The organism is Paenibacillus sp. UNC217MF, from assembly GCF_000686865.1.
GTDB lineage: Bacteria > Bacillota > Bacilli > Paenibacillales > Paenibacillaceae > Paenibacillus_B > Paenibacillus_B suaedae.
Map to the genome: position 1 here is coordinate 535,302 of NZ_KK366029.1, position 18,966 is coordinate 554,267.

The 18,966-nt window shown below is 47.8% G+C and carries 14 protein-coding genes and 1 riboswitch; of the genes, 12 read left to right on the forward strand and 2 right to left on the reverse strand.

Annotated features, from left to right (window positions below; genetic code table 11):
* Window positions 1-129 precede the first annotated feature (129 nt).
* The 5 genes from BP95_RS0126695 to BP95_RS0126715 all read left to right on the forward strand — a co-directional run bounded on the left by BP95_RS0126695 (window position 130) and on the right by BP95_RS0126715 (window position 5,793).
* Window positions 130-1,869: an ABC transporter substrate-binding protein gene (locus BP95_RS0126695; RefSeq protein ID WP_028533666.1), complete on the forward strand. Its 1,740-nt coding sequence runs from the start codon at window positions 130-132 to the stop codon at window positions 1,867-1,869.
* 72 nt (window positions 1,870-1,941) lie between these two features.
* Window positions 1,942-2,898 carry an ABC transporter permease gene (locus tag BP95_RS0126700; protein ID WP_028533667.1) on the forward strand — a complete coding sequence of 319 codons (957 nt, stop codon included), beginning with the start codon at window positions 1,942-1,944 and terminating at the stop codon, window positions 2,896-2,898.
* A gap of 12 nt (window positions 2,899-2,910) precedes the next feature.
* Window positions 2,911-3,837: an oligopeptide ABC transporter permease gene (opp4C, locus tag BP95_RS0126705; RefSeq protein ID WP_028533668.1), complete on the forward strand. Its 927-nt coding sequence runs from the start codon at window positions 2,911-2,913 to the stop codon at window positions 3,835-3,837.
* Between the two features lie 14 nt (window positions 3,838-3,851).
* Entirely contained in the window at window positions 3,852-4,835 is a 984-nt protein-coding gene (locus BP95_RS0126710; protein WP_028533669.1) for an ABC transporter ATP-binding protein, read from the forward strand.
* Entirely contained in the window at window positions 4,828-5,793 is a 966-nt protein-coding gene (locus BP95_RS0126715; RefSeq protein WP_028533670.1) for an ABC transporter ATP-binding protein, read from the forward strand. Before BP95_RS0126710 ends, BP95_RS0126715 begins: the two co-directional genes overlap by 8 nt.
* 304 nt (window positions 5,794-6,097) lie before the next feature.
* Here the strand turns inward: BP95_RS0126715 and BP95_RS0126720 are convergent, their stop codons facing one another.
* Window positions 6,098-7,036, reverse strand: a complete 939-nt coding sequence (locus tag BP95_RS0126720) for a hypothetical protein (protein WP_197035318.1) — start codon at window positions 7,034-7,036, stop codon at window positions 6,098-6,100.
* Between the two features lie 434 nt (window positions 7,037-7,470).
* Between BP95_RS0126720 and guaA the strand changes: the two genes are divergently transcribed.
* Complete coding sequence (guaA, locus tag BP95_RS0126725) at window positions 7,471-9,012, forward strand: glutamine-hydrolyzing GMP synthase (protein ID WP_028533672.1); 1,542 nt, start codon at window positions 7,471-7,473, stop codon at window positions 9,010-9,012.
* A gap of 116 nt (window positions 9,013-9,128) precedes the next feature.
* Here guaA and BP95_RS0126730 read toward each other — a convergent pair whose 3' ends face one another.
* The gene (locus tag BP95_RS0126730) at window positions 9,129-11,534 is read right to left on the reverse strand and encodes a S8 family serine peptidase (RefSeq protein ID WP_028533673.1); all 2,406 of its coding nucleotides are present in this window, start codon (window positions 11,532-11,534) and stop codon (window positions 9,129-9,131) included.
* 387 nt (window positions 11,535-11,921) lie between these two features.
* Window positions 11,922-12,022, forward strand: a riboswitch (purine riboswitch).
* Between the two features lie 248 nt (window positions 12,023-12,270).
* Between BP95_RS0126730 and BP95_RS0126735 the strand changes: the two genes are divergently transcribed.
* The 6 genes from BP95_RS0126735 to BP95_RS0126760 all read left to right on the forward strand — a co-directional run bounded on the left by BP95_RS0126735 (window position 12,271) and on the right by BP95_RS0126760 (window position 18,928).
* Complete coding sequence (locus BP95_RS0126735) at window positions 12,271-13,665, forward strand: NCS2 family permease (protein WP_021252211.1); 1,395 nt, start codon at window positions 12,271-12,273, stop codon at window positions 13,663-13,665.
* Window positions 13,666-13,881: 216 nt separating this feature from the next.
* On the forward strand, window positions 13,882-14,934 hold the full coding sequence (locus BP95_RS0126740) for an ABC transporter substrate-binding protein (protein WP_028533674.1): 1,053 nt from the start codon (window positions 13,882-13,884) through the stop codon (window positions 14,932-14,934).
* A 158-nt stretch (window positions 14,935-15,092) separates the two neighbouring features.
* Window positions 15,093-16,142: a nucleoside hydrolase gene (locus BP95_RS0126745; protein ID WP_021252209.1), complete on the forward strand. Its 1,050-nt coding sequence runs from the start codon at window positions 15,093-15,095 to the stop codon at window positions 16,140-16,142.
* A 27-nt stretch (window positions 16,143-16,169) separates the two neighbouring features.
* Window positions 16,170-16,988, forward strand: a complete 819-nt coding sequence (locus tag BP95_RS0126750) for an ABC transporter permease (RefSeq protein WP_028533676.1) — start codon at window positions 16,170-16,172, stop codon at window positions 16,986-16,988.
* Window positions 16,989-17,004: 16 nt separating this feature from the next.
* The gene (locus tag BP95_RS0126755) at window positions 17,005-17,796 is read left to right on the forward strand and encodes an ABC transporter permease (protein ID WP_021252207.1); all 792 of its coding nucleotides are present in this window, start codon (window positions 17,005-17,007) and stop codon (window positions 17,794-17,796) included.
* 22 nt (window positions 17,797-17,818) lie between these two features.
* Entirely contained in the window at window positions 17,819-18,928 is a 1,110-nt protein-coding gene (locus BP95_RS0126760) for an ABC transporter ATP-binding protein (RefSeq protein WP_021252206.1), read from the forward strand.
* Window positions 18,929-18,966: the final 38 nt, after the last annotated feature.

The following is an 18,966-nucleotide window of genomic DNA, read 5'->3' on the forward strand; positions in this document are numbered from 1 at the left end:
TTGATCATAAATTGAACCATTTTTACTATGTACATAAATTTACCACTGGACTATAATTAGGCCTATGAAATTCCTACTGAGCTTATAGGAATAGTCGATAATATACTTGTTCATTTCAGGAGGGTCAACATGAAGAAAACATTGCTTCTTCTTTTATCTCTAACGATGGCTAGCAGCTTGCTTCTGGCAGCTTGCTCGAATGACAGTGCCGCACCTGCAGACCAAGGACAAAGTCAGGTGTCATCCAACAACTCCAGTTCGGGAGAGACCGCGACGCCTCCTGCGGATTTGTTGACAGAACCGGTTAGTGCTTCGGATATGTCGAAGCTCCCAGAACAAGCGAAGAAGCGTACCGATACGATCATTGTCGGATTGGTAGATCCGAGCGGTGCATTTACACCTTACTTCCAGCAGAGCGGGTATGACGGCAACGTGTCCTCCATTCTGTACACTCCACTCGTTACGAATGACGAGAAGGGACTGCCGATTCCAGGATTGGCCGAGAAATGGGAGATTACGGAGGATGGAAAAACATTTACGTTCCATTTGCGCCAAGGCTTGAAGTTCAGTGACGGCTCACCGATTACGGCGGATGATGTTGCGTTCACATGGACACTGGTAAATGACAAGGGTTACTCCGGTGAGGAGGATCTGTCCATCATTGGTATTGAAGGGGCAAAGGCATTCAAAGAAGGCAAAGCAACTTCCATTTCTGGTATTAAGGTCATCGACGCCAATACAATTTCCGTCACGTTGGAAAAAGGAAATGCTCAAGCGTTGACGGTTCTTGGCGGGGATGTGTTGTCCAAAGCTTACTACGGCAAAGATTACAAACCTGGTCAATCTCAGGACTTTATCAAAAATTTGCATGCGAATCCGGTTGGAACAGGCCCATACAAGCTTGAGAAGTTTATTCCTGGGCAAGAGGTTCGCTTTGTCGCTAACGAAAATTATTATAAGGGCAAGGCAAAGACTGAGCATTTCATATACAAAACAACGGAGGGCGATACGTGGCAGTTCATCGAGACAGGTGAGCAGGATTACGGTTCCTTCACGGCAACACAAGAAAATATTGAGAAGCTGAAATCCTTGGGCTTCTTGAATCTCGTTCCGGTTATATCCAGCAACTATAGCTTCTTGGCATTTAACCACGAGCACGCCACGTTCAAAGACAAGCGCGTTCGTCAGGCATTGACTTATGGACTGGATCGCCAATCCATCTACGTAGATGCGAACCAAGGCGCAGGTCAAGTGGCGAACATCCCAAGTTCACCAACTTCTTGGGCATATACAGAAGAGGGAATTAACCCATACAACTATGATCCGGAAAAAGCAAAAACATTGCTTGACGAAGCTGGCTGGAAACCTGGTAGCGACGGCATTCGCGAGAAGGACGGGCAAAAGCTGAAACTCCACTTTATCGGTTCCAAGAGTAAGGGGAATGACTTGTTCGTAACGATTGCGAAGGAAAATTACGCAGCGATAGGGGTTCAATTTGAGCCAGAGCTGTTCGCAGATTTCAACGCACTTGGTGCGAAATCAGACAGTGGCGATTACGACATTGCTTCCTTCTCAACGCCAGTTCTGGTGGATCCTGCGGATGGCGTTCGCCGCTTCGTGAACGGTGAAGTAAAGGGCTATGACAACCCGAAGGTGAAGGAGTTGTACGAGAAGGGCTTGGCAACCTCGGATATTGAAGAGCGCAAGAAAATCTATAAAGAATTGTTCCAAGTGTTGAACGATGATATGCCTTACATCTTCGCAAGCTATCGCAAATCCGTATATGCCTACAACGGACGCATCCATGGCTTGAAGGTTACTCCGCTGACTGGCGTAGCTGGAAGCGTGTTTGACTGGGAATTGAAATAATGATTATTGGAGCCCCTGGCCTGCATCTTCATTCGCAGCCAGGGGCGAATGACTTCCAAAAGGAGTGCGATCATGAGTAACTTTTTACTGCGAAGACTTTTGTACATGATCCTCATTTTGTCTGCCGCATCCTTATTTATTTTTGTGCTGTTTGCAATGATGCCAGGTGATTTTTTGGCGGGAAATACGAAGCTGTCGCCTGAACGGAAGGAGGAGCTCAGGGCCATATATGGTCTTAACCAACCGGTGCTGGAGCGGTATTGGAACTGGATGACCAATGCGTTCCATGGCAATTTTGGATATTCTCTTGCACAGCAGAAGCCTGTAGTGACGCTGTTTAATGATTATGTGTGGAATTCGTTTTTGCTAGCCATTGTATCTACCTTTTTCACATGGCTATTGGCGGTTATTATCGGGGTTGTATCGGCGTACAAGCAGTATTCCTTCTTTGATACGGCCGTAATGGTCTTTTTATTTGCTGCGATGTCCATTCCATCGTTCTTTATCGGATTGTATCTGATTAAGCTGCTCGCAGTTGATTTGAAGATATTGCCTCCCGGAGGAATGATTACAACAGGAAGCAATGCTACAGGGATGGCTCATGTATGGGAAGTCGTGGATCATATGGTGATGCCGGTAGCAGTAATGGTATTGCTCGGAGTAGGTTCATTAACTCGATATTTCCGCAGCAACATGATTGACGTTATTCGGCAGGACTATGTTCGGACAGCTAGAGCAAAGGGGATGAAGGAGCGAGTGGTGCTGTATCGGCATGCGCTTCGCAATGCGATGCTTCCAGCAATCACCCTGGTGGGATTTGAACTTCCAGGATTGTTCGGTGGTTCGATGATTATCGAGAAAATTTTTAACTGGCCTGGGATCGGGCAGTTGTACATGCAATCCTTCGGTACGAGGGACTATCCGCTGCTCATGGGCTTTACGATGTTCATTGCTATCTTGACGATAATTGGCACACTTATTTCCGATGTATTGTATAAAGTCGCCGATCCGCGCGTCAGATTGCATTAAGGGGGTTCCATCATGTCTTCCATTACCGGCGGGGTAACAGAGGTTCAGCGGACGGTGCCAGCAGCGGCACGAACGTCTCTATGGCGTCAAGCATTTCACAAACTATTAAAAAATAAACTGGCCGTATTCGGCTTGTTCTTCTTCATATTTATGTTCTTGGCTTGTTTCATCGGACCACTATTCTCACCATATGTGGATGGCAAGAGCAATCTGGCTATGATGAACAAAGCACCTTCGATGAAGCATTGGCTCGGTACAGACGGGCTCGGACGAGATGTGTTGACACGGCTGCTGCAAGCCGGGCGCATATCATTAACTGTAGGCTTTGCATCAATGATTATCTCCGTATTTATAGGTTCAATTCTCGGTGCGGTTGCGGCATATTATCGTGGTGTTGTCGATCAAGTAATTATGCGGATTGCTGACTTGCTGCTGACAATTCCGAGCATGCCGATCTTGTTCATACTGGGGGCTTTGATGTCCGAGTGGAAGGTACCAACGGAATATCGTATGTATTTCATCATGATTATACTCAGCTTTATAGGCTGGCCTGGATTAGCACGACTGGTGAGAAGCCAGATGCTCAGTATTCGCGAACGAGAATTTATGCAGGCGACAATTGTGCTTGGGCTTGATGACAAGCGCAAGCTCTTCAACCATATGATTCCGAATATTGCACCTCTTATTATCGTAGCTGCTACTTTAAGTACGGGCGGAGCGATATTGAGCGAATCCACACTCAGCTTCTTCGGTCTGGGGGTACTGCCTCCAACTCCTACGTGGGGGAATATGATTGAGGCGGCGAACAGCATTATGGACTTTGAGAAGCGTCCGTGGCTATGGATACCGCCCGGGGTTGCTATCTTTACTACAGTAATCGCTATTAACGTATTTGGCGATGGTTTGCGAGATGTTCTCGATCCTAAACAGAAGAAGTAAGGGAATGACAGTTGATGAAAAATGTAATCGAAATTGATCATCTCAGTACTTATTTTTATACCGAAGCAGGGGCAGTTAAGGCAGTCAATGATATTAGCCTGCGTATTCGTGAAGGGGAAACCGTATGCATCGTCGGCGAATCGGGCTGCGGCAAAAGTGTAACCGCAATGTCCATAATGGGGCTCGTCGAAGAGCCAGCAGGTAAAGTGGTGAACGGTAATATTCAGTTCGGTGGCAAGGATCTGCTCCACATTCCGAAGGAAGAGCTGCGCCAAATCCGTGGTAACGATATTGCGATGATATTCCAGGAGCCAATGTCCTCTCTGAACCCGGTGCTTACGATCGGCAAGCAGATTATGGAGCCTCTCATGGTGCATATGAAGCTATCGAAGAAGGATGCGCGAGCTCGGGCTCGTGAGCTGGTAGAGCTGGTTGGAATCTCTCGTGCAGAACAGATCTTGGACAGTTACCCGCATCAGTTGAGCGGGGGCATGCTGCAGCGGATTATGATTGCAATCGCGATGTCCTGTAATCCGAAGCTGCTCATTGCGGATGAACCGACGACGGCACTTGATGTAACGATTCAGGCGCAAATTCTGGATATGCTGCGTCAAATCAAAGAAGATTCGAATATGTCTATTCTGCTCATCACCCACGACCTTGGTGTCGTTGCAGAAATCGCTGATTACGTAATCGTGATGTACTCCGGCAAGATCGTGGAAGAAGGCGAAGTTGTCGAGCTGTTCGAGAATCCGAAGCATCCTTACACACAAGGTCTGCTTCGTTCGAAGCCTATCATCGGCCAGCGTCAGGATGACTTGTACTCGATTCCGGGGCAGGTGCCTAACCCATTGTCTTTGACTGAGTCCTGCTATTTCCATGATCGCTGTGACCGCTGCATGTCCGTGTGCACGACGAAGGAGCCGCAGCTGAAGGATACAGCTGAACGGCATCGGGTTGCTTGCTGGCTGTATGAGGAGGGAATTCAACATGGCTGAGACATTGCTCGAAGTGAAACATTTGAAAAAATACTTCCCGATCACCTCAGGCATATTCAATCGAACCGTCGGCCATGTGAAAGCCGTAGATGATATCAGCTTCACCATCAAGCGGGGAGAGACGTTCGGCTTGGTTGGCGAATCCGGCAGCGGGAAGAGTACGGTAGGACGTACCATTATACGCTTGCTGGAAAAGACAGAAGGCGAAGTGAAGTTTCAGGGGGTTGATATCTATGGCATGCAGGAGAAGGAACTGCGCAAGCTGAGACCGAAGATGCAGCTCATCTTCCAAGATCCGTATAGTTCTTTGAATCCGCGTGTTCGCGTCGGCGATGCCATTGGCGAGGCGCTGCTGAATCATGGGATGACCACGAAGGAAGAAGTTCGGGATCGAGTGCTTGAGGTTATGGAAGCATGCGGGCTATCGGCCTATCAGTATGATCGCTTTCCACATGAGTTCTCGGGTGGCCAACGTCAGCGCATCGGAATTGCCAGAGCGCTTATCCTTGACCCGGATCTCATTATTGCGGACGAGCCAGTATCTGCCCTCGATGTATCGATTCAGGCGCAGATTATTAACTTATTCCGCAAGCTGCAGAAGACACGCGGCTTGACGTATTTGTTTATCTCCCACGACCTAAGCGTCGTGGAGCATCTGTGTGATCGGATCGGCGTTATGTACTTGGGCACCATGATGGAGACGGCGTCGCGAGACGAATTGTTCCGCAATCCGCTGCATCCGTATACGAAGGCACTGTTATCAGCTGTGCCGATTCCGATACCTAAGCTGAAGCGTGAACGAATCGTCCTGCAGGGGGATATTCCGAATCCAGCCAATCCTCCATCTGGATGTAAGTTCCACACACGCTGTCCGTTTGCGACCGATATTTGTCGTGAGCAGGTTCCGGTATTCAGGGATGTAGGTAACGACCATCAAGTGGCCTGCCACCTCGTATAAGCCGATTTTGATCACGAAGTAATGTAATGGGTAATTCGGCATCGAATCTTGCATTCACTCTCGAACAGCGTATGCTTTCGACGTATGTTTCCTGCCGGAAACATTGCAGCTGCTCATGTAGTTGGCCTACATTCCGCTGCTCCTTACAAGTTTTGCGAAGCAAAACTCGCTACGGAAGCATCAGCTAAGAGTTCTTGCAACCTTCTCGGTGCTGAAAATCGGCTGGTTTTGATACGCAAATCCAATAGAATGCCCCGACAGTCGGATTGCGACTTCGAGGCATTTTCCATTTTTATGAACAATATCAGTTTCTGTCCGTGACTTCCAATGCAAGCAATTTGGCTGTTTCTTTGTGTTTGTACACGATGAAATACGCTTTTTTGTCGACAGGGGCGTATGTAATAAAGCGTACAACCCCCTCTGGGAATACAGTTGTTTGTTCCTCAATTAACGCTTTCCCAAATGTATCTGTAATGATCCACTTGCTATCTGATAAATCATGCATCCATATCTTCCCGGCTTGGTAGGAAGCATTCCAACCGAAGGTATCATTGTCTGTGAAGGTAGATACTTGCTGATGAATTTGCTTTTTTGTGTTCAAATCGTACACAGCATACACCAAATTACCTTTATTATGATCTGGGCCGAACGGGCTTCCGATACTGTTATGCTCCGTTGTTATAATGAGTTTTCCATCTTGTACACCGAAATCGGTTTGTATATTCCCCTCGATTAGAATTGTCGACTCCTGCGAATTACGAATATTGATGATCTTATAGAAAAATTGGGATTGCATAATGCCAGACCCTTCGTACTGGACGACCAGATTTGGAGCTCGGAAGGTGATATCCATAATAGTTAGATGCTCATAACTTCCAGGTTCGATTCGTATATCTTTACGGAGGAGAGGCTTGATCCAAGGAGATGAGTAAAGGGATGCAATCGACTTCTTTTTATAATAATTCTGCTCAAGTACGACAATTTGCTCTTCGATGTTCTGCTGTGGCGGCGACCATCTCACCTTGATGCTAATGCTGTTTAATTCCAGATTAAGCTTAATATTACGGTATAATTGTTGGGATAATGTATTCCCGTGTTGATCGAGAACGATTTTCTTTAGGTTGTCGTTATCGCGAGTCATGACTACGATTTTGGTAGGGTTGGCCAAGACATATACGTCATAAATTTCGGGGAATTTCTTGCTCCACGGTATTTTGGCTTGTGGCAGATTGATCGCATTCAATGTTGAATAATTCTTCTCGTAATTGGGTTCAACGAGCAGTGTTGTGTCGTCTGACAGATGATAAAGCTGAGAGTAAAGGCTTGTATTGGGAAGGGGAGACAGCAATGGAGCATTTTCGGCACTGACAGTTCTTATAGATGGAATGAAGAGGGAAATAAACAACAATAGTGCACAATAAACATGAACAGATTTTCGCATATACACACCTCGATTTTTAGGGGGGATCAGCTGTTACCGCTATGGGAAGGGGCTGATGTTCCATGATTTTACTGTTTCGATCCTATAATAACTTGAATACTTTTCAAATTGAAGAAAAATAATAACACTTTACCAGTAATTTTATATAGTTATCCAAACTTGATCACATAACACATTGACTGACGTTTTTCAATTTCGTTATAATAGTGGACAATATGTATTAGGGAGGCACGGCAATGACAAAGCAACATCATGAAATGATCGTTGTCCTCGATTTTGGCGGACAATATAACCAGCTCATCGCACGTCGTATTCGCGATATGGGCGTGTACAGTGAACTGGTTCCATACAATACTTCAATCGAACGCATTCAAGAACTGAATCCAAAGGGGATCGTATTCTCTGGCGGTCCAGCGAGCGTATACGAAGAAAATTCACCAATGGTAGATCCGCGTATTTATGAATTGGGTCTTCCAATCATGGGGATTTGCTACGGTATGCAAATGATGTCGCATCAGCTGAAGGGTAAAGTTGAGCGTGCAGGCAAGCGCGAGTACGGGAAAGCTGATGTTGTATTCCAGCCAGGCAGTGAATTGGCACATGGCTTGGAAGCAAACCAAACGGTATGGATGAGCCATACGGACTTGGTTGTTGAGCTTCCAGAAGGATTCCGCGTTGACGCAGGTACGGAGCATGCTCCAATTGCGGCAATGAGCCATCCGGAAAAACGTTTCCATGCGGTACAATTCCACCCTGAAGTACGTCATTCTGTATACGGAAATGAAATGATTCGCAACTTCTTGTTCCGTGTATGCGAATGCAAGGGCGACTGGTCGATGGAAACATTCATCGAGGACAAGGTGCAAGAAATTCGCGAGACAGTCGGCGATCGTAAAGTATTGTGCGCGCTTAGCGGCGGTGTAGATTCCTCCGTTGTAGCGGCACTTATTCATAAGGCAATTGGTGATCAACTGACATGTATGTTCATCGATCACAACTTGCTGCGCAAAGGCGAAGCTGAAGGCGTAATGGAGACATTCGTCGGCAAGTTCGATATGCATGTGGTCAAAATTGATGCACGCGAGCGCTTCATGAGCAAGCTTGCAGGCGTATCTGATCCGGAGAAAAAACGTAAAATCATCGGCAACGAGTTCATTTACTGCTTCGATGAAGAGTCTGCGAAGCTGGGCGACTTCGACTTCTTGGCACAAGGCACATTGTATACGGACATCGTAGAGAGTGGAACAGCAACTGCTCAGACGATCAAGTCCCACCACAACGTTGGCGGCTTGCCTGAGGACATGAAATTCAAGCTTATCGAACCTTTGAACACGTTGTTCAAGGACGAAGTTCGCAAAGTCGGCGAAGAGCTCGGCTTGCCGCGTGAAATCGTATGGCGTCAGCCATTCCCAGGACCGGGTCTTGCAATCCGCGTACTGGGTGAAGTAACAGAGGACAAGCTGACAATCGTTCGTGAATCCGACGCGATCTTGCGCGAGGAAATCGCGAAAGCTGGCTTGGACAATGAAATTTGGCAGTACTTCACAGCATTGCCGGACATGAAGAGTGTCGGCGTTATGGGTGACGCTCGTACGTATTCCTACACAGTAGGTATCCGTGCGGTAACATCCATCGACGGCATGACGGCTGACTGGGCACGTATCCCGTGGGATATTCTTGAGAAGATCTCCGTACGTATCGTCAACGAAGTCGAGAACGTTAACCGTATCGTGTATGACGTAACTTCGAAGCCACCAGCAACAATCGAGTGGGAGTAATTCCATTCGAATCTTAACAATTTAAAGGCTATACCGCGTTTAACCGCGGTATAGCCTTTTTGCGTTACGGTATTGAAATAGGGTTCACTTTCCTTCGTTAGTGATGAGGCGGCTACCTATTTCTGTACAGGAGACCAGAGTGCTGGTACATTCGAAGGCTCCCAGCCAGTCAAAGATGTATGCGGTTGCACACACTTATAAATCACACCATTATAAGAGACAAGATCGCCTGCCTTGTATGCCTTACCTGCCTGCCATGGATCTGTATTCCCCTCCGGATTTGGGAGATTAGCCGTTACGGATTGACTATGAGGGGAGACATTGCCTTGTCCGTCAATGATCCTGACCGTAAAGGTATACGTATTGCCTGGACTCAGACCGGTTGCAGCATAATTGGTTTGACTGCTGGTTCCGATTTTTTGCTGTTGTTGATAGATTTCGTACGTAAGGCCTTGAATTCCTGTGTTCGGATCGCTCCAACTCAGGTTTACTGAATTATACGTGACTGCCGTTACAGCCAGCTGCTCAGGTGCCTTCAGCACAACCGGTTCTGGTTGTTCAGGGCCTTGACCGAGAATAGAAGAATGATTGCCCGATACAACTAATGCAAATGGCTGAGGGCCTTGTGGCACATTGTATCCTTTGATGGTCACCGTATATTCGCCCGTAGTTGGAGTTGAAAGATATGCATTTTCCACGTTGTTGATGTGGTCATAATTGGAACAGCTTGTGCTAGCTGTATTTTGTACGAAGCAGTTGCCTTTGTAGAGTTCGCCAGTTGGGGTTTTTACTTCAAGATCGAGGTCATTGACCAATTGCTTGCCAGCTTGAACGGCACCTTGGTAATCGCTCCAGACAAGAGATATCTTGAGAGGTTTGCCGGCTTCGGCCTTGACGCGGTAGGAGATAGAATCGTTTGTTTTGATACCTGTGGTGTTGTCGATGAAGCTATTGGTTCTTCCGTCAGTAGGGGTAAGTGAATTCACGAGGTTAACGCGTCCCCATCCTGTTTCTCTGCTCATCCATCCATAGCCTACATCTTCAGCTCCATTAATGAGCGTAGCTTTGATGAGTGCCGAGGAAGGCGTTACGTGCTTGTTCTCGGTATAAAATTGTCGAACGATGGCTGCCGATCCTGCGACAGCTGGAGTAGCCATGGAGGTACCGGTCATGTTGGTGTAGTACTGATTTGGATTTGCAGGTCTAGTTGAGGCTGAAGAACGAGCAGAAATAATTGAGGTACCAGTAACGACGAGGTCAGGCTTAACTCTTCCGTCTGATGCATATCCTCTGCTGGAGGTTGGGGCAATTTGATTCGAATTTGTTTTTTGAAGATTACCAACCGTAATGGTGTTTTTGGCATTGCCAGGTGAATTGATGGTGTTGTTCCCGCTGCCATCGTTCCCTGCGGCGAACAATACGGTGAAGTCTTTATTGTTGAACGTATATTCATCAGCGCGAGCAGAGTTGGAATTGTAGGTGTAGCTGCTGGCGCCCCAGGAGTTGGTATGGATGAACGATCCTTGCTGCTTCGCAGAGCCGAACAAGTCGCGCAGGTCGCCTGGGCAGATAGAAGTACCACCACAGCCAATTGTTTGGGCGAACAGTTTGGCTCCATAGGCTACGCCTTTATATTTCCCATTGGACATTGCTCCTGTGCCGAGCACGGTACCGGCTACATGTGTGCCATGACCGATCGTATCCTTCCATGTTCCTTCGGGGTTAGGAACAGGAGTCGTATGCAGCTGACCTTCGAAATCTTTATGGAGTGTGCTTAGATTACCGGAATCCAAGCCGCTGTCGGCTACGGTAACCACTTGACCTTTTCCGGTCAATCCCTTGCTCCATACGCCATTCGACGTAGCAGCCCCAACTTGATTCGTGACGAAGTCGTTGAGGATCTCTTCTTGAGGCTTAGATTCGACGAAGGTGACATCTGGTTGATTAAGAACGAGCGGGAGTGATTCGTTGCTTAATACAGCTTCGATGTAGCCTTCTTGCACATCGGTAACGGGGATGGCTTGCTGCTTAAGTGATTGGGCAACTTCTGCCTCACTGCCCCTGAATACTGAGATGACATAGTTGCTTGGTGAAGTGTTTTCGGATGTGGCGAGGTTGCCGTTCTTCCATTCTGGCTGAAAGAGGGTGACTCTGTAAATCTGATCGTTGGTGGCGAGGTTTCCGGCTTGTTGCGGGCTCATGCGTACGAGATAAGCATAGTCAGGGAGATAATCTCCGAGTTCCGCTCCAGCCTGTTGCAAGAGCTGTTTGGAGGAATCTGTGATGACGTCGTTGAATTGAACAACGTACAAATGGCGTTGCGTGCTTTCTTCATCATGCTGCAGTCCGTAGTGTTCATTTTCATTCTGGAGATCGACGGTGCCTGTTCGCAAATAGAGCAGCTTCTCGGTTGAATTGTTCGCGGGGCCTTCATAGGCTGACACCGCTGGTGACATCAGGCTGATTGCCATGGCAATCGACATGATCATTGAAAGCACTTTTTTGTTGTTTTTGTTCGCCAAATGCTATTCCTCCTTGGTATAAAAGAGTATAGTCTAGTCTGACAAAGCTGGCATTTTTAACGTATAAACTCACCTCCAAAATGCTAGATTTACATGTTTACCCGAATACCATTTGTAAAAAGCAATCATAATAGTTTCAGAACTGGGTAAAAATGTATGAACCCATTTTATAAAAAATAATGAATTAATTCAATAGTTTTACTTTGATTTTCCAGAAAATTTTTTTTTGTAATTCTAGCATGCTGGGACATCATAGAATGTTGATTTCAGTAATAGAGAAATTGATTTGTTTTCGCCACAAAACACGAACGAGTTATAAGATATTTTGTTTATTGTTCGGAAATGGCGTTGACAACCCTGCCGAATACCTATACAATGTGAGTAGATAACCTAATAACGCAACTTTTTCGTATAATCTTGGGAATTGGCCTGAGAGTTTCTACGAGATCACCGTAAATGATCTGGCTACGAAGAGGAACGGCTTTCCGGATGAATCTAGCTAGAAGATTCGTCTTATACGCTCTGCCTGCCCATAATCTGTGTGCAATATCAGGATGGGAACTTGCTATTCATTCATATAGCGGGCAGTGCGAGTAGGGAATGCCTCACTTCTTTTCACGCCAGAGCTCGGGAGAACAACCTGAGTTCTTTTTTTGTGCTTAGACAGGTTACTGGGGGAAACAGAAGCAGCAGTAAACACACATTCATGAGATGTCATGGGGAGGATGTTATACACATGGAGCGCTTCTTCAAAATCAAGGAGAACGGTTCGACAATTAGTACGGAGATTATGGCGGGTATTACGACCTTTATGGCGATGGCGTACATCTTGGCCGTTAATCCGAACATTCTAACGGCCTTCGGTAAGACCGGCATGGAATGGTATCCCGTATTTCTTGCAACAGCTATTGCAGGCGGTATTTTCACCATTGCGATGGGGATCTTCGTTAATTTCCCGGTTGCCTTGGCACCAGGGATGGGGCTGAATGCTTACTTTGCAACAGTCGTCGTATCGACTGCTGGCTCGGAACATCCGATCACATGGCAAATGGCACTGACGGCAGTATTTATTTCCGGGATTATCTTCTTCCTGCTTACGATTACACATGTACGTCAAATGCTGCTTGAAGCAGTTCCTGATGCACTGAAGCATGCGATTACAGTCGGTATCGGCTTGTTCATTACGATTGTCGGCTTGAAAAATAGCGGAATGTTGTCCGTGTCCGTTGAGACCGTGAATGATATTCCTAAGGGTACATTCACACCGCTTCAAGGTTTTGAAACAGTATTCGGCTTAGGCAGCTTCTCCAATCCTGATGTACTGCTTACAATCATCGGCTTGGCACTTATTTCGATTCTTATGATTTTGAACGTACGCGGCGCGATTTTGTTCGGTATTTTGGGAACGACGGTCGCTGCGATTTTGATGGGGCGCGTCGATTTCAGTTCGTTGAACGGTGCAAACTGGGTTCCAGATTTGACAAAATTGAGCTTCTTCGAGTTCGATTTCGCTGGCATCATGGGTGTGGGTATCGTATCCATCATCCTAACGTTCACATTCGTTGAATTGTTCGATACATTCGGAACATTGGTTGGTACAGCCAACCGTGCTGGCTTCATGAAAAATCGTGAAGAAGGCAACAAGCGTGTAGGGAAAGCGATGTTCGTTGACTCTGTTGCGGTAGCGGGTGGTGCGGCACTTGGTACAAGTACCGTGACTGCATTCGTAGAAAGCTCCGCGGGTGTAGCAGAAGGCGGACGCACAGGACTTACGTCTGTAACCACAGGGATTTGCTTCTTGTTGTCCCTGTTCTTGGCTCCTGCAGTTGCATTGATTCCAGGCCCAGCTACAGCAGCAGCGCTTATCGTCGTTGGTGTATTGATGATGCAAGCCGTTACGGAAATCAACTTCAAAGACTTGGTTATTGGGATTCCGGCATTTATGACGATTGCATTCATGCCGTTCACGTACAGCATTGCGAACGGTATTTCCTTCGGTATTCTTGGTTATGTCCTGCTGGCGTTCGTAGCGAACGTATTCGGCAAGGGTGAGAAATATAAGATTCACTGGCTTATGTGGGTGCTGTTCGTACTGGTTATTGTCCGCTATGTAGCAATGGGCGGCCACTAGGGCTCGCATTCGCTTTTGAACACGAAGTTGAACTGATTGTATCTCGGCATCGAATCTTGCGTTCACCCTTCGAAGTCCGCTGCTCATGTAGTTCTGACTACATTCCGCTGCTCCTTCTTCGGGTTCATGCAACCTTCTCGGTGCTGAAAAGCGAACTTTTGAACACTTACTACACGAGATACACAACTTAGAATGGCTTCAGGGGGATGGGACTTCATGAAAAAATTAGCGTTAACACTTACATTCGTACTTTCGATGGGCACACTGCTGGCAGCTTGCGGCGGGGACAAGGCAGCTGAAGGCGGCAAGGAAGCACCGACAGAATTGGTTATCTCGACTTGGGGCTTTGCCGAGGATGCGATGAAGAAGAACGTGTACGAGCCGTTCGAGAAAGAGTATAACGTTAAGATCGTGACAGAGATCGGCAACAACACGGATCGCTTGAACAAAGTCCGTCAAGGCAGCTCGAAGGTAGACCTGATCTACTTGTCCGACTACTATGCACTGCAGGGTGCTGAAGAAGGCTTGTTCGAGAAGATTGATCGCAAGAACATTCCGAACATCGAGCAGCTGTATGATATCGCTAAGGCGCCGATCGGCGAAGACTATGGCCCGGCGCACACGGTAGCGCAGCTTGGACTTGCGGTGAACAGCGATGAGGCAAAAACGCCGATTGAATCATGGAGCGACCTGTGGAAGCCTGAATTGAAAAATAAAATTGCCCTGCCTAACATTACGATTACAACAGGGCCAATGATGATGGATTTTGCGGCGAAGGTAGCGGGCAGCAAGGATATGGATACGGAAGCGGCCTTCAAAGCGATGAAAGAAATCAATCCTGGCGTCGTGAAGTATTACTCCAAGTCCGCTGACTTGGTTAATATGTTCGCGCAAGGTGAGGTTGTGGCTGCACCAATGCAGGACACCTTCTTGGGCAGCTTGACGGAAGCTCTGCCATCCGCTAAGTTCGTAACGCCGAAGGAAGGCGCATATGCGCTCTTGAACACGGTCAACATTGTAAAAGGCTCGAAACATAAAGAGCTGGCAGAAAAGTTCATTAACTGGCACTTGAGTCAGCAAGTACAAGAAGCGAATGCGAAGGCTCGCGTCGATTCGCCAACGAACAAAGAAGTGAAGCTGACCGCTGATGAGGCGAAAGGTTTGACGTATGGCCCAGAAGTTGTTGAAAACCTGAAGACGCTTGACCTTCGTAAAGTGAACAAAGAAATGAGCGGTTGGATTGACCGCTGGAACCGTGAAATCGAGTAAAGTCCAAATATTGAATGTTCAAAAACGTATACGTTGCAACGGCTAAGAGCGACTTCGCGACGACAAGGTACCTTTTTGAACTTCCTCGATCAAGAGGAGGGCTGCCGTTTATCGCACCCTCCTTTTTTATTCCCATTAATAGTCAGGAGGCTGGCATCATGGTTGCGGATACGGCTACTTCGAAGCAAATGCCCGTCATTATGGATGTCGATACGGGCGTAGATGATGCACTTGCATTAGCGTTAGTTTGGAAAAGCAAACAAGTAGAGCTTGTCGGCGTGACGACAGTGAATGGCAATGTTTCACTCTCACAAGCGACGTTAAATACACGAAAAGTGATACACATGCTGCAGCAGTTGGATGAGGACAAGCAACGCGCGGATGTTGAGGCGAACAAGGTTCCGCTGAATTTCGAGCAAAAAGAAGCTGCCTCTGCAAGGAATGGATTCAATCGCAATGTTCCGATCATTCCGGGAGCGAACGAGCCATTGATGCGTCCGACGTTCTTCGAGCACGCTGTGCACGGAAATGATGGCTTGGGCGGAGCTCTATCCGATATGAGTCCGCCGGAGCTGGAGGAAGGGCTGCCGCATGCAGCACAGTTCATCATTGAAGAAGCGAAGAAGCGCCCAGGTGAGCTGACACTTCTTATGACAGCGCCGCTCACCAATCTGGCAATTGCCTTGCGGGCCTGTCCCGAATTGCCGCAGCTCGTTAAGCGGGTCGTTATGATGGGAGGCGCGCTGCAGACGTTCGGCAACGTTACGCCAGTGGCGGAATACAACATCTACGTTGACCCAGAAGCGGCCAAAATGGTGCTGCATGCAGGATTTGACCTGACTATCGTCGGTCTGGACGTAACACGTCAGGCACTGCTGCGTCCCGAGCATTTGGAGAAGCTCGATTCCACACCGCTTGGAGGCTTTGTCCGTACATGTACGGCACAGTACATGGAGCGGTATCGAATGCGCAATGGTGTAGCAGCGTGTGCGATGCACGATCCGCTCGCTGCCTATATCGTGATCGATGCCAGTATCGTCAAGACGCATCGCTATTATGTGGACGTTGAGACACGAAGCGACCTGTGCGACGGTCAAACCGTATGCGACGTTCAGAATCGCCTCGGCCGAGAGGCAAACGCAAATGTATGTGTAGAGGTAGATGGAGAGGCGTTCATGGATCGTTTTATCTCCGTATTGCAAGCTTAGACATCAAGAGAAACAGGAGACGAACTGATGAAAAAACCATTTATATGGCTGCTGCTTCCGGGACTCGTATTCTTGACCTTGTTCATGATCATCCCGATCTTCATGACGATTGGCTCAACTTTCTTCCGTGAAGGGCAATTTACAATCGACGGTTATGTGAAGCTGCTCGGCGATCCGTACATGCTGAAAATATTAGGTACTACACTGCAGGTCAGCTTCGTTACAACACTTGCCTGCATAATGATCGGATTCCCTGCTGCTTACTATATTTCACGGCAGAAGGCGCGTATCAAGGGAATCCTGCTGGCGCTCGCAATCTTCCCACTCATGACGAGTGCGATTGTGCGCTCCTTCAGTTGGATGGTCATTCTCGGCAAGAACGGTTTGGTGAATCAGCTGTTGACCAGCATTGGATTAATTGATGAGCCGTTAAAAATCATGTATACGCCGACCGCGATGATGATCGGTCTCATTCATCTGTTTTTGCCGCTTATGATCATTTCGCTCGTCGGTGTTATGGAGAACATTGACGGCGACCTGTTAAATGCTTCATCAAGTCTTGGCGCATCGCGCATGAAGGGCTTTATGACCGTCATCGTACCGCTGTGTGTGCCTGGTCTTATCGTTGGCAGCATCCTTGTATTCGTCGGCAGTCTAACGGCGTATACGACGCCGCAGCTGCTTGGCGGCAAACAGCGAGTCGTCGCTACGTTCCTGTATCAGAATGCGATGACGCTCAACGACTGGGATATGGCTTCGATTATTGCGACCGTCATGATTGTCGTCACCTTCATCATTATCGGTCTTATGAATCAGCTCGCTCGCAAATTGAATCCGAAGGGATAACGGGGGTTAACTTCTTATGAAAGAACAACATCGCGGACTCGCCGTATTTACGGGATTGGTGTTTCTCTTTTTGCTCGGGCCGCTCATCATTATTATGGCAACGTCTTTTGGAGAGGGTTCGGTACTGAAGTTCCCGCCAGAAGGTTTCTCACTGAAATGGTATCGCAATATTTTTGATGTCGAAATGTTTTTGTCTACGTTCAAAGTTACGATCATCGTCGCGCTTGCCGGCAACCTGATTGCGCTTCTGCTCGGCGTTCCTGCTGCATATGCGCTGAGCCGCTATCAGTTCAAGGGCAAGGGGCTGCTCAATGCCATCTTTATCTCGCCGATTTTGATCCCTGGGGTCGTGCTCGGCTTCACGATGCTCAAGTATTTAGTCGTGAAATTCGAACTGCCCGTATATACAAGCTTGCTGATCGGACACATCGTGCTGATGCTGCCATTTATCATTCGGGTCATTGCATCGAGCTTGGCGAACTTCGACTATTCCGTTGAAGAAGCGTCCATGAGCTTGGGTGCGAGCCGCCTGCAGACATTCTTCACGGTCGTGCTGCCTAACATTCGTTCTGGTCTTATCGCGGGTGTTCTGCTCGCATTCCTGGAATCGTTCAACAACGTAGATATTTCCGTGTTCATGACGGGACCTGGGGTCAGCACATTGCCGATTCAAATGCTGACCTATGTCGAGAATTACTTCGACCCGACAATTGCAGCAATTTCGGTGCTGCTGATGGTCATTACAGCATTGCTAATGTTCTCAATTGAACGCTTAATGGGACTCTCCTACTTCACGAAAAATAACTAGCATACATCGGAGGCCAACGATCATGGAATTGCTATCCCTTCAAAATATATCTGTTGCATACGAGAAAAATCTGATCTTGAAAGACTTCAACCTGAGCCTGAACGAAGGCGAGCTGATCTCTCTGCTCGGACCATCAGGCTGCGGCAAGACGACAACGCTGCGCCTGATTGCTGGCTTCCTGGAAGCGAAGGACGGCAAGTTCCTATTCCAAGGAAAGGATTATACTCGGGTACCTGTGAACAAGCGCAACTTCGGCTTCGTATTCCAGAGCTATGCGCTGTTCCCGCACATGAGCGTGTTCGACAATGTCGCGTACGGCTTGAAGCTGCGCAAGGTGGACAAGTCGTCCATCGCGAAGCGTGTACACGAGATGCTGGAGGTTGTAGACCTGAAAGGCTTCGAAAAGCGATTCCCCGGAGAATTGTCCGGTGGACAGCGTCAACGCGTTGCAATCGCTCGTGCGCTCGTCATTCAGCCGGATTTGCTCCTGTTCGACGAACCGCTTAGTAACCTGGACGCGAACCTGCGCGTCAATATGCGCGTAGAAATTCGCCGCATTCAGAAGCAGCTTGGGATTACAAGCGTGTATGTATCTCACGACCAAGAGGAGTGCTTCTCCATCTCAGATAAGGTTGCCATCATGAACAAAGGCGTCATTGAGCAATTGGATGCGCCTGCGAACATTTATAAATACCCGGCCACTGAATTCGTTGCCCGGTTCATCGGCTTCAACAACTTTATCGACATTGGCGAAATGCATGATGACGGAGGAGCAATTACGATACACGGCGCAGAAGGAGTGAAGATGGAGGTCATCCATCGCTCGGGCCAACCATTGTCCAGCTCGATGAAGGGGGCCATTCGTCCGGACGATCTTCTCGTTGCTACAGACAACGAATGTACGGCAGGCATTGGCGGCTTAACAGCTGAGGATGTAGAAGCAGGACGGAACCAGATTGACGGTCAAGTGAAAATCAGTACCTTCCTCGGTCGCAGCTATCAATACATCGTCGAAACGCCGCTTGGCGAATTCACGGTAAATCGCGAAATGGAGACGCCGTTCGAACGCGGTACAGCCGTGAAGCTCGTACTGCCGAAAGAAAAAGTCGTTCTGGTGAGAACTTCGAACTAATATTAAATGTATACCTCTATACCAACGAACGAAGGACA